The sequence below is a fragment of the Providencia sp. PROV122 genome (assembly GCF_028482365.1).
Lineage (GTDB): Bacteria > Pseudomonadota > Gammaproteobacteria > Enterobacterales > Enterobacteriaceae > Providencia > Providencia stuartii.
This window is the reverse complement of the sequence record NZ_JAMPQI010000012.1, coordinates 120,328-132,389: the sequence shown is the minus strand read 5'-3', so window position 1 is coordinate 132,389 and position 12,062 is coordinate 120,328. Positions and strand designations below refer to the sequence as shown.

9 protein-coding genes are annotated in these 12,062 nt (G+C 39.7%); 3 read left to right on the top strand and 6 right to left on the bottom strand.

The window, feature by feature from the left end; genetic code table 11:
- Positions 1–10 precede the first annotated feature (10 nt).
- From PSE69_RS10710 to PSE69_RS10695, 4 genes are all read right to left on the bottom strand, one after another.
- Positions 11–1,027, bottom strand: coding sequence for a PLP-dependent cysteine synthase family protein (locus PSE69_RS10710; protein WP_004924012.1), 1,017 nt, complete (start codon positions 1,025–1,027; stop codon positions 11–13).
- 8 nt (positions 1,028–1,035) lie between these two features.
- Positions 1,036–2,439 carry a Y4yA family PLP-dependent enzyme gene (locus PSE69_RS10705; RefSeq protein WP_121874765.1) on the bottom strand — a complete coding sequence of 468 codons (1,404 nt, stop codon included), beginning with the start codon at positions 2,437–2,439 and terminating at the stop codon, positions 1,036–1,038.
- A gap of 11 nt (positions 2,440–2,450) precedes the next feature.
- Positions 2,451–4,385 (bottom strand): TonB-dependent receptor, encoded by a 1,935-nt coding sequence (locus PSE69_RS10700; RefSeq protein ID WP_230088989.1) that lies wholly within the window; start codon positions 4,383–4,385, stop codon positions 2,451–2,453.
- Positions 4,386–4,683: 298 nt separating this feature from the next.
- Entirely contained in the window at positions 4,684–6,540 is a 1,857-nt protein-coding gene (locus PSE69_RS10695) for an IucA/IucC family protein (RefSeq protein WP_154610488.1), read from the bottom strand.
- Between the two features lie 207 nt (positions 6,541–6,747).
- On the opposite strand from PSE69_RS10695, the gene PSE69_RS10690 reads away from it, so the two are divergent.
- Entirely contained in the window at positions 6,748–7,578 is an 831-nt protein-coding gene (locus PSE69_RS10690) for an HpcH/HpaI aldolase/citrate lyase family protein (protein ID WP_154610486.1), read from the top strand.
- A 143-nt stretch (positions 7,579–7,721) separates the two neighbouring features.
- On the opposite strand, the gene PSE69_RS10685 is transcribed toward PSE69_RS10690, so the two are convergent.
- Positions 7,722–8,258, bottom strand: a complete 537-nt coding sequence (locus PSE69_RS10685) for a TetR/AcrR family transcriptional regulator (protein WP_154610484.1) — start codon at positions 8,256–8,258, stop codon at positions 7,722–7,724.
- A 95-nt stretch (positions 8,259–8,353) separates the two neighbouring features.
- Here PSE69_RS10685 and PSE69_RS10680 point away from each other — a divergent pair, with 95 nt between their 5' ends.
- Positions 8,354–9,835 carry an MFS transporter gene (locus PSE69_RS10680; protein ID WP_004924034.1) on the top strand — a complete coding sequence of 494 codons (1,482 nt, stop codon included), beginning with the start codon at positions 8,354–8,356 and terminating at the stop codon, positions 9,833–9,835.
- Between the two features lie 72 nt (positions 9,836–9,907).
- Here the strand turns inward: PSE69_RS10680 and PSE69_RS10675 are convergent, their stop codons facing one another.
- A complete protein-coding gene (locus PSE69_RS10675; RefSeq protein WP_154610483.1) occupies positions 9,908–11,317 on the bottom strand; it encodes an MFS transporter in 1,410 nt (469 codons plus the stop codon).
- A gap of 74 nt (positions 11,318–11,391) precedes the next feature.
- On the opposite strand from PSE69_RS10675, the gene PSE69_RS10670 reads away from it, so the two are divergent.
- Positions 11,392–12,054 (top strand): helix-turn-helix transcriptional regulator, encoded by a 663-nt coding sequence (locus PSE69_RS10670; RefSeq protein WP_104873105.1) that lies wholly within the window; start codon positions 11,392–11,394, stop codon positions 12,052–12,054.
- Positions 12,055–12,062 lie beyond the last annotated feature (8 nt).

The window sequence follows — 12,062 nt, the reverse complement described above, 5'->3', positions numbered from 1 at the left end:
ATGGTTTCCTCTAGTTAGCTTGCTCTAGTGGAATGGTATTCGTTAGCCAACGATTGAGTTGATGCGAAATCTCCTCTGAAATCAGGTTGCGAGCGCTTAACCATTGTTCGTTGAATATTGTATTCAGGTATTTTTCACCGCCATCAACAACAATGACCACGACATTGCCGCTAAGAATATCTGTATTTATATATTCTAAGGCTTTATAGACAATGCCTCCGGTTGACCCTCCTACTAATAAACCGTATTTGTTGGCGAGAAAACGGGTTGTTTCAAAAGCTTGGCAGTCAGAAACTTGAGCATTATGGTCAATACAACTGTAATCGAGCACTAAGCCTACGGTGTCCCCTTTTGGCGTCCCTGTTCCTGATTGATAATAGGGTTTGCCTGGGTTACCAAAAATAATTGAGCCTTCAGGCTCTACAGCGACGGTAATCGTTTGTGGGTTATGAGCCTTTAACCCTTGAGAGATGCCAGTAATAGAGCCACCTGTACCGACACAACCGACATAAGCATCAATTTTACCTATTTGCTCAATAAGCTCACAGACTAAAGCTGCATAACCTCCTGAATTAGCGGCATTATCTGATTGATTCAAAAAGGTTGCATTAGGCAGTTGAGATGCTAACTCGCTGGCAAGGCGTTGCCGTTCAACAACAGCCACTTCATCCTCTTGATAATCACCTGTAACATAGCGAATATCTGCGCCTAGCGCCTTCATAATAGAAATTTTGTCGGGGGCGGCATGGTGGTCAACAACCGCGATAAAATGCAAATCAAACTCGATTGCTGCCAGCGCGAGTCCTATTCCGGTATTACCTGATGAGGATTCGATAATAGTGCTTTTAGGTTTTATTTTTCCTGATTTAAGGCCAGCAATAACCATGTTTCGAGCCATTCTGTCTTTCATACTTCCCCCTGGATTGTTCTTTTCCATTTTTAGAAATAGAGCACTTTTTTTGTGGGGAACAGCGATACGTAAAACAGGTGTATTGCCGATCAAATCAGTGACTTTGCTGCTGATCATAAATATTCCTATTTGTTATCTTTGAAAAAAATAAACTGCCCATCATGATTTTCCAGTGCATACAATCGACAAGGAATAGGGTGCCGATGAAATTGATTTTCAAGTAAGTCCATTTGATATCCGGCTGTATTTATGAAAATGAGCAAATCACCGGCTTGAGGAAGGTGAGTAAATAAAATTAAGCGATGGGTGATCACATCATTTTCTAAACAGCTATGTCCTGCTATCCATACTCGGGTGGGGCGCTGTTTATGTTGTTTTGAGTGTGGTACTAAAACATGTAGTGGATCGAGTAAAAACTCTGAGTTAAACCAAGTTTCACAGGCACTAAAGCTACTGCCTTCAACAAAAATAATAGGATGTTGGAATTGCTGATTAACGCGCACAACTCGAAATAGCGATATTGCACTTTGATCGACTAAACATCTGCCGGGCTCTATCGTTAGTGTGATATGGTTTTTCTTAAGGTATTGAGAGATGGTTTCGTTTTCTGTGTATTGGGATGATAGGAATGTAGTTAACCATTGGGTGGCTGATTGTTCCCCTCCATAAGGGTAAAAATCGGTTGGTATACGGTTATTTTGGTAATATTGGCTCGTTTGATTATCTATCCATGATTGGTATTGCCTCGTTGAAACATATTGAACAGGTAGCCCGCCGCCAATATCAATGGTTTTAATTTCAAACCCCAATGACAGTGCTGATTTTATAAGTGGCTGTAATTCACGGAAAGCTTGTACGCGTGAAGCGCTTTTATAGCCACCTAAATGAAAATGGATACCTTGCCAAAGTAAGCCTGCATGCTGTTTGGCTAATTGAAGTGCCGTTATAAATGCAGCAGATTTCATGCCAAACCTAGAGCGGCTCATTTGTGGTTGATAGCGAAATAGAACCCTCGCGATGAATGATGTTCCTGATAATAGGTTGAGGATATCTTGTAATTCTTCAAGAGAATCAACGATAATCAGTGAGTTATGTAATATCAGTTTCCAAAGAAATTCATTGGTCTTCGCAGGACCAGTAGCACAAATTTTCTCTGGTGAAATCCCATAGTCATAGGCATCTTGCCATTCATGAAGGCTTGATACATCAACGCCAATACCTTCTTCAACGGCTATTTTGACTAGGATATTGGATTGGTTAACTTTCACACCATACATAATGCGCCCTGTTACACCATGTTCTTGAAAAACAGCATTCAGTTTTAGAATATTTTGTTGCATGGTATGAGGGAAAATCACATTTAATGGGGAACCATACTGCTTAACCAGTTCTACCAGCCTTTCATTATTTTCAAAACATAGCCGTTTGACCTGCTCATCCATGAGCGGCGGTAATTCTGTTGGCGCTACGGTTTTGATAGATTGATAAGGTACCGATAAAAAATGGGTTAAGTTAGTTTGGTTCACCATGATTTCACCTCTTAGAAATCAACTGAAATAGAACCGAGTACGGTTCGCGGAGAGCCTTGAGCGAATGTGCTGTAGGAGGCTACACCAGACCAATAACGCTCATTTAAAATATTGGTGATATTTAGTCTCAACGTAACAGGCGTATTCGATATCTTAGTCTTATAGGCAGAGCCAATATCGACGGTTGTCCATGAAGGTATTGAATGAGTATTTTCTTTATTAACGTATTGACGAGTATGGTAATTGATATTGCCATTGATACTTAAACCTGAAACAGAAGGGATATCATATTCCGCACCAAAATTTGCGACCCAAGGGGAAACGCCAATCGGTTCATTTCCTTTATTTTGCCCAGATGCAGTTTTGGTGAGCTCTGCTTGAATATAAGTGACGCCGCCGGTTAAACGGAGAGAATCAAATGGCTTACCAGAGACACTTAGCTCAATACCACGATTACGTTGTTCATCGTTGGCAGAATAAATCAGGCTGTTAGGGTCTAATGACCCGCTTGGTTTACTGATTTGGAAAAGGCTCAGTGTTGTTATTGCGACGGGTTGTTCATATTTAACGCCTAACTCATATTGCTTAGAACGAAATGGCTTCATCATTTCGCCGCTATTTTTAGCATTAACCGGAGCAGTACTTCCTTTGCTGAGACCTTCAACATAATTCGCATATAGCGAGATATTATCAGTAGGTTTAAACAATAAACCGACTAATGGGGTAATAGCGGATTCATCATAAGTTGTTGAAAGAGCCCCTAAAGTAAAGCTATCAGATTTTATATTTTGATAGCGAATACCGGGGGTGACCATAAAGCTATCGTTAAAAAAGCCAATTGTATCGACCAATGAAACCCCTGAAAGTGTATTTTCGGAGCGTTTTGTTATTTCTGGGTAATCAGGGATTTGTTTATCAATATAAGTAGGGTGATATAAGTTGGTATTGTATGGCGTGCCTGCATTTGTACCGACATTATAACGATCAAAATAGCGGTTCCACTGTAATGCGAGTTGATGAGAGGTATTTCCTGTCATGAATTCACTTTTGATACCAGTGCCAACAGAGTAACGCTGGGTTTTGCTTTGAAAATTCATGATATATGTGGAGATATCCCCTTGATCATTAAGGACGGTGTAGGTTTGTTCATTAACCCGATCGATACGGGTTCGAGCACCACCAATATCCATAAATAATGAGGTATTGCTTAGCACATCATATTCCATATGTAATAAGGCGGAATCATCATTGGATTTCCACCATGTCCATGGGCTAGCTAAATTGGTTTTCCCACTAGGCGCAGGTGGAACAACCCCATTTTCCCCTAAAAAAAATGGACGATTAGTCGCATTCATATTTTGGTTTTGAGTAATGAGATCCAATGAAGCGCGAAAGCGTTCACTAGAATAATCTAGCGCGATAGCACCGACGCCGAGCCGACGGTCTTGATGGTCAACGGCAGTATTACCATTGGTGTAACTTCCATTCACGCGAATACCAAAATATTGGTTATTCCCTAGGTCATATAAACGGCCAACATCTAATTTACCACCTAACTGAGAGTCACTTAGATATTGGGCGGTTAAGCGAGTGATAGGCTGCGCACTGGCACGTTTGGTTACGACATTGATAACACCACCAACCCCCCCTTCAGGTGACATACCATATAACAGAGATGCTGGTCCTTTTAGAATATCAACACGTTCAGCGTAGTCTGCTAATAATTGAAAGTTAGGGGATACACCATAGATACCATTAAGCGCAAACTCACCGATATTACCTTCCGTTATAGGGAAGCCTCGAATATATAATGAGTCAAGTAGTCCACCTTTAGAGCTACTAATTTGTATCGAAGTATCGTGAGAAAGAATGTCTGAAATTTGTTGTGCTTGTTGTGATTCTAAATAAGTTGAATTGTAATTAGTGATATTAAAGGGAATATCCATAATATCGTTATCCCCTAATAGCCCCGCTTGCATTGATCTTGAAGAAAAAAGGTTAGGTTGTAGGTTATTATTACCCTTAGCTGATACGATGATACTATCTTTGCTGAGCTTATTATCTGATTTAGCAAAAAGGGTATTAGGATAAAAGAATGAAATTACTACACAAAATAAAGAGTGATAGGTAATTTTATGTTTTGCTATGTCTTTAAATGGTATAGTTAATAAGTTATTTTTCATATTGAATTAGTCGTTTTATTCGCTTTATTTACAAGGAAGGAAACAAACCTAGTATTACCTTCTATTGAAATAATAAAAATGGGTTCGTTAAACCATGTTGTATTCGGTAATTAATATATCGTTGGATATGCATAGTGAGTAGTGAGCGAGTTTGCCAAGGTGAATTCATAAATATTTCATATTCTTGCCTCCAAAAACTTTCATCAATTCGAGGCTTAACTGATTCAAAAATATATTGAGTTATATTTTTTAATTCCCTCCAAAGCTGGTGGTTAGTTAAGCGGTAAAAACGAGTAATATGGACAGCTAGTTCATGTAAATGGCTTACAAAACAAGCGTCAATCAAAAAACTCCGTACAGGTTCTATATCCTCTTCAAAAACGGTCGGTAAAATACCGGGCCAAGAGTAGGCTTGTAATTGATAGCCTTGTTGGTGCAATAGGGGTAAAAAGGCTCGGCCATCACCATAGTCACGGATTAAACATTTTTCAGGGATACCTTCTGATGTGAAGAGTACTTGGGTATTTTGCTGATGAGCTTCAAGAGCAATGCCATATATCAAATACATAGATATAACAGGCTCTAAAATAACTTTTGTATAGCTGCGGAACCATTCACGAGGAGTTAATCCTGATTTTTCAATGAGTTCAGTGAAAATCGGTTTTTGTTGATTTGGTAAAGCAGTAAAGAGTGTTGCAACCGTGATAGGCAATAAATTGTCACTTCTTTCATAAGAATTCGTGCAACGAAATACGACAGAAAGAAAGCGCCCAGCTGAATCATCTTGTTCAATGGCATGTCGGTAGTGGATACCGAGATCTTCACGTAGAGATTCTAATTTCCCATGAAAGTTTTTCTCTTGTTTTAAGATGGTATCGATTAACTGACTAATTCTAGGCCCCATATGGATGGATTTTGCTTGCAAGCTACGCATTTCACTTGTCATCCAAACTGCGATGGGTAATTTAACAAATGCCTTATTAGTGGCATCTGTGGGGAGCATGGTCCTAAAGGACATCGTCGGTTTGGTTTCTAATTGAGGCCCATCAATAAGCAGTATTTCATCTTGAATGAGTTCTGCTGCTTGCTCTTTTACCCAATGATTTAAGTGCCAGGGATGAATGGGTAATGGAAGCCATTGTTGAGGATCCCTACCTTGTTGCCCAAGCCAATCACACCATTGTTGACCAATAAGTGGAAATTGTTGAAGAAACCAGAGGTGAATATTAGCGACATGCGGCAATGCTTCAATATAGGCCATATCTCGGCGTAGAGCTGCGACAGTAAGATTCACCGTAGCATTAAATTCAGGAGAGTAAGCCATAACATCTTTGGCTTTCATGTTTGGTCGGCTTTTCCATGTTGGATAATAGGGATGCCCTTCAAGTGAGCCCCATTGGTCGAGAAACAAAGCCGCATCGCGGATACTGTATTTATGAACGACCCAATCAGTTAAGTCATTAAAACCGTATTTAGACATTTGTTGGCTAATATCGTGTGACCAATTAATGCGGAAGTTGCGTGCATTAATGTCATTATCGACACTGTTTTTTATATCATTTTTTAATTTATTTAAATTGTTAGGGGTAAACGCTATATTTAAATCTTCTTTTAATATATCAAGCATGTCATCTATCGTTTGAATAATTTCCTTTTGATTGTTTTTATCGATTATATAAATATTTCCATAACTTAATACGGTATTGGCAGGGTATATATCTACATCGGTGAAAAGGATTTTAAATGATGATGTTATGGATTGATAAATATATCCACAATAATCAAAATCCCAATAAAATTGTTTTTTATCAATCAGTTTTTCTGCAAACAAGCAATGAATTAAACGCCTAAAGCTATTATGATGAGAAAATTCAGCATTAATATTTAAAACATTTGTTTGTTTAGGGGTATTCGTCATGATTAGCCTCTTATAGCTATGAGAACGAATTAATTAATGATGAATATCATTAACTAGAAAAATAATTTTGAATACTTGAAAGATATTGGTAATAAAGTTAGCATTGCCGAAAAAAATAGTAAATGATAATTATTGTTTTTTTTATTCTCAATTGAGATGTAAGGGAAAATAATATGTTATTCAAATGATTGATTAGGAAGGTTCACGATGACTAATTGTTCTGTAACTTATTTATTTGTACCCGGAGATCACCCTCAATTCTTTGATAAAGCGTGTATTAGTGGCTCAGACGTGTTGATTTTAGATTTGGAGGATTCAGTCCATCCTTTACATAAATCTCTTGCTAGGCAGGAAGTTATGGATTGGTTACTCCATTATCCAAAAAAGGAGGTAACGCAAAAAATAGCCATTAGAATTAACCAGCCAAATAGTATTGAATATAATCAAGATATTGATTGGCTAAAGAAAAATAACTTATTCATCTATTTATCTCACCTTGTTATACCTAAAGTTGAATCTGTAGCGATGATCAACGATGTTAAAAAACATCTCTTTGATAATCCGCAACTATCGATGATTGCTATCATTGAAACGGCATGGGGGTTACACCGTATTTATGATATCGCACATTCAGGTGTTGAGCGCCTTGCATTCGGCTCTTTAGACTTTTCTCTTGATATGCAGTGTGACATGTCTCGTGAATCACTGTTGTTTGCAAGAACACAAGTGGTGCTTGCTTCTCGCCTTGCAAATCTTTTAGCTCCTATCGACTGTGTCACACCAGATATTGATGATTTGGCTGCTTTAGAGCAAGAGTGTTTGCATGCTAAAGCTCTTGGTTTTACAGCAAAATTAGCTATTCATCCCTATCAAATTGCTATTATCAAGCGATCGTTTGATATAACACAGCAGCAGCTGGCTTGGTCAAAAAAAGTATTACAACAATCTCAAGAGCAGTATGCCTTTAAAGTGGATGGCAAAATGGTAGATTTACCTTTAATTTTGCAGGCAAAGAAGTGGCTAAATACCCACAAATAAAAATACGCCTAATTTGCTTACCGTTTCTGGCATCATTCCCGTCCATTTATTTCGTCGTAATGAAAAATAGCGATTTTTTGTATCTCTGTATCGATACAACGAACGATTGTTTTTTTATAGGATAAGTTCCTAGGTTTGTCACGTTAGCCTAAAAAACGTGACATATCATGGAACATCTCTTGCCACTCGTTTTCGTCTATTTCCATCAAACCAAAATAGCGCAACATAAAGGAGCCCTCGGTAGCAAGAAACATCAGCCGAGCGCGTTTGCCATGCTCTGTTGAGGTGTCTAAATGGCGCAATCTATCACGATACCAAACACGGGTACTTTCTAAGTATTCAGGGGTTTGTAGTAAAGCTGCCATTAATGCTGCCCCCTTCGCCATCGCGACTTTGTCATGTTCATAGGTTGCAAGCCGATGGGCATTAATACGATTTTCTGGGGAGCTGTCTTTTTCAATCTCACGGTTAAATATTTGCTCATAGGTATAACCCCAGCGTTCAAACATTGCATCGATTAAGGCATCTTTGTTACCAAAACAGTATTGAACCCCTCCTTTAGAGATCCCCATGGATTTTGCGACTGCATCAATCGTCAGAGCAGCAGCACCTTGGTTAAGTACGATGTTTTCAGCGGCATCGAGCACTTTATCTCGATCGATAGTTCGTTGACGTCCCATTTAACAAAAACCTCTTTTCAATACATACGTATGGATTTATATTGTAGCACGATCATGAATAAATAGTGATTAAATAAACTTGTTGAGATGATTTTATGCTAGCAAATTATAAACGCTGGATTATTTTACTTTTAGTATCAAGTGTACTCTTTCTGATTGTCATCGATGTGACGGTGTTATATACCGCGTTACCGCGATTAACGCATGATTTAGGCGCCACATCTTCTGAAAAATTGTGGATCATGAATGCTTACCCATTAATTGTCGCTGGGCTGTTGCCTGCTGCGGGTATGCTTAGTGATCGCATTGGCCATAAGGTCATGTTTCTGTTAGGGCTACCTTTATTTGCGGTCGCTTCTTTATGTGCGGCATTTTCTCCGACGGCAATGAGCCTAATTTTATCCAGAGGCTTTTTAGCTGTGGGAGCGGCGCTGAGTATGCCTGCAACCTTATCGATTGTTAGACACGTTTTCTTAGATCCAAAAGAGCGTGCACTTGCGATAGGTATTTGGTCGGCGGTGGCATCAGGTGGTGCTGCGATAGGCCCTTTGGTTGGTGGTGCGCTGCTTAACCACTTTTGGTGGGGATCGGTCTTTTTAATTAATGTTCCTGTGGTATTGCTGGTATTACCTTTTGCCTATTTTTTAATTCCTAAATGTGGCGGAACAGGCTCACAAAAAATTGATTATCTTGGCTCTGGGTTAGTGCTAGTCGGGTTAGTTGGCATTATTTATGCTCTAAAAGAGCTGGGTAAGCCTTATACCAATTGGTGGGAGTTGACTATTGTTGGGGTTATCGGTGGGCTATTTTTATGGTTATTTAGCCGCAGACAAATAGCGTCTGAATCACCAATGATTGATTTTAAATTATTTTCTAACCCTCGTTTTAGTGCCGGTATTTTAATGGCGATATTATCGATGGTGATTATTGTGGGTGTCGAACTCCTATTGAGCCAAAGACTACAATTAGTTCAGGGGTATACGCCACTTCAAGCGGCGCTGTATATTATCCCGATCCCGATTGCTTCTGTATTAGCAGGCCCATTAACTGGAATGTTATTACATACAATGGGGGAAAGACGTTTAACCGTCATTGGCTTTGTTTGTACTTTGGCAGGGGTACTTGGTCTCATTTCTATTTATCAAACCTCAACAGGTTTCATCTTATTGTTATTCCTGTTTTTAATTGGTTTTGGTTTAGGAATTATTTTTACGACAGCTTCAACAACCGTGATGCTCAATGCGCCAGATAAAAAAGCCGGTATGGCCGCGTCTATTGAAGAAGTCGCATATGAAATTGGTAGTGTGTTGGGTGTAACCTTTATGGGCGGATTGATGAGTGCCATTTATACAATGAAATTATCATTGCCCGATAGCTTAGTCGTTGATAATAAAGCTTATGATAGTATTGATGAAGCTTTTATTGTTGCGGAGCATCTGCCGCACGAAAGTGCTAATTTATTGATAAATCAAGCGCACATAGCGTTTGATCAAGCCTTTTTTGGTGTCATGGTATCGACAGCGATTATTGTCATAATCAGCACGCTGTGTATCCCTTACTTTTTCCGTAAAAATTAACGTTAATGAATAAAGGGAAGTGAATTAAATGACACTTCCCTGCTTTTACCACGTATCCCCCACGCGGGAGTATTACTTCACTTTCCTGATCAACAGTGCGGCAAAGAATGGACAAATGGCAAATAAAATAAATAACCAAACAGAGGCTTGTTGAGCGCCTGCTATTCCACCAGGGGAAATCAACCCGCTGTTATTCACGACGACACCCACGAGCGCGGCAGAAAGCGCAGTCGCATATAGTTGAACGGTAATGACGGATGAAGACGCGAGATTTTCTTCACCACTAGGGGCGACACTGAACACTTTTAACACCAAGTGTGGCCAGCAAATACCAATACCAAGGCCAACTCCCATCATTGCGACTAAATAAATTGTAAACAGTAAGATTGAACTCACAAGCTCCGTATGAGGAGTCAAAATGGCTAACACAATTAATGAAATAAATATGATGATTGGCCCTATACGAAGTATTTTTAACACGATTGGGCCAGTTTTATTGGCACTTAATAATGCGCCAATCGTCCAACCTGCTGCCATAATCGCTGTAAGATAGCCTGCTGATAATGGGGAGAAGTGGTGGATGGTTTGTAAGAAATAAGGAACATAAATTTCCGTTGTCATACCACCCACCAACAAGCTCATCGTTAAATAAATCACACCGAGTGAATTTTTTAATGAATAAGTGTCTGTTGGTAGTAATCGCTTACCTTTTTTACCATCGATTTTTGCGATAGTGACCAATAAGATAAGGCCAACGAATAGGCCAATGGCATTGAATATCAACTGACTGGATAAGCTACCGATGGAAATCGCTAAGACGGAAATCACTAATAGTGAAATGGCGAGAACAGGCAGTTTACTGATCTGTTGGGATTGATTTGTCCTTTTAGGCAATTGATTTATCACGATTAGAACGAGTAGAAGTGCAACGGGAAGTAATGACCAAAAAGCCCAGCGCCAATGACCCGTTTGAGCGAATACTCCACCAATAGCAGGACCGCAAAGTGTCGCTATTCCCCACATACCGGAAACAATGCCCATGGCACGTGACCAAAGGTTTTCAGTAAACACAACGCGAATAAGGGCGTAGCTTAAGGCGAATAAAATTCCACCGCCTAGCCCTTGTAACGCTCGCCCGCCAAGTAACATTAACATTGATGGTGACAGTGCACACCAAATGGAGCCTAATGAGAAAATAAGCAGAGCCGTTAAATAGGCGAATTTAGGCCCTAATTGATTGAGTATTTTACTCGACAGTGTTGAACCCACAATTGAAGTAGCAACAAAAATCGTCGTATTCCACGCATAATATTCAAGACCACCGATATCATTGACGATACTAGGTAAGATAGTTGTCACAATATAAATATTGATAGCATGAAGAGCGACACCACCGGTGAGGGCAATCGTCAATAATGCGTTACGACCACTAAGTAAATCAGCCCACTTAGCTTGAGTTGTCGTGGAGGGTTCATTGCTCATAGCGAGACCTGCTAGACGAGAGAGTTAAAAAAACGTTAATATCCAAGTATTGACTTGGATATTAGAGTGACAGAATGATTAATGCAAGTGATTACTTTGATAATTTAAATATCAGCCAAGCGGTTGATAAGGTTTTGTTTTGCATAAAAACAAAAGGTCCTATCTCGACAGCTGTGATTGCAAAAGACTTGGCAATGACGGGGGAAGCGGCACGCCAGCATATTCAGAAACTGACGTCTTTAGGTTTAGTTGAAGGGGTGCAATGTACCTCTCAAACCGGAGCGGGCCGACCAAGGCAGAATTGGGTGCTCACAGCATTAGGGCATCAGCGCTTTCCTGACACACATGCTCAATTAACATTGCAGCTCATTGATTCTGTAAAAAATATTTTTGGTAATGAAGGGCTGGAAAAGCTAATTAGCCAACGAGAAGGGGAAGTTAAGGCGAAATATTTGTCGCGATGTGGCTCTTTACCTTTCGTTGAACGATTACAGGCATTAGCCGATGTTCGCAACGAAGAAGGTTATATGGCACATGTTGAGCAAGATGGTAATAGCTGGTTATTTATTGAAAATCATTGCCCTATCTGTGCTGCGGCGACGGTCTGCCAAAATTTTTGTCGTTCAGAATTGCAACTGTTTCGCGATATTATGGGAAGTGATGTGACAGTTGAGCGTGAGCAATATTTGTTAAATGGCGCGGGACGTTGTGTCTATCGTGTACGGCAAATGAAATAGGGCCGAGT

What these genes read in the sequence shown, in the direction of transcription:
- PSE69_RS10690 (WP_154610486.1), top strand. Translation starts at nt 6,748, where the DNA reads ATGACTAATTGTTCTGTAACTTATTTATTTGTACCCGGAGATCACCCT.
- PSE69_RS10685 (WP_154610484.1), bottom strand. Translation starts at nt 8,258, where the DNA reads ATGGGACGTCAACGAACTATCGATCGAGATAAAGTGCTCGATGCCGCT.
- PSE69_RS10695 (WP_154610488.1), bottom strand. Translation starts at nt 6,540, where the DNA reads ATGACGAATACCCCTAAACAAACAAATGTTTTAAATATTAATGCTGAA.
- PSE69_RS10710 (WP_004924012.1), bottom strand. Translation starts at nt 1,027, where the DNA reads ATGATCAGCAGCAAAGTCACTGATTTGATCGGCAATACACCTGTTTTA.
- PSE69_RS10680 (WP_004924034.1), top strand. Translation starts at nt 8,354, where the DNA reads ATGCTAGCAAATTATAAACGCTGGATTATTTTACTTTTAGTATCAAGT.
- PSE69_RS10670 (WP_104873105.1), top strand. Translation starts at nt 11,392, where the DNA reads ATGATTAATGCAAGTGATTACTTTGATAATTTAAATATCAGCCAAGCG.
- PSE69_RS10675 (WP_154610483.1), bottom strand. Translation starts at nt 11,317, where the DNA reads ATGAGCAATGAACCCTCCACGACAACTCAAGCTAAGTGGGCTGATTTA.
- PSE69_RS10705 (WP_121874765.1), bottom strand. Translation starts at nt 2,439, where the DNA reads ATGGTGAACCAAACTAACTTAACCCATTTTTTATCGGTACCTTATCAA.
- PSE69_RS10700 (WP_230088989.1), bottom strand. Translation starts at nt 4,385, where the DNA reads ATGGATATTCCCTTTAATATCACTAATTACAATTCAACTTATTTAGAA.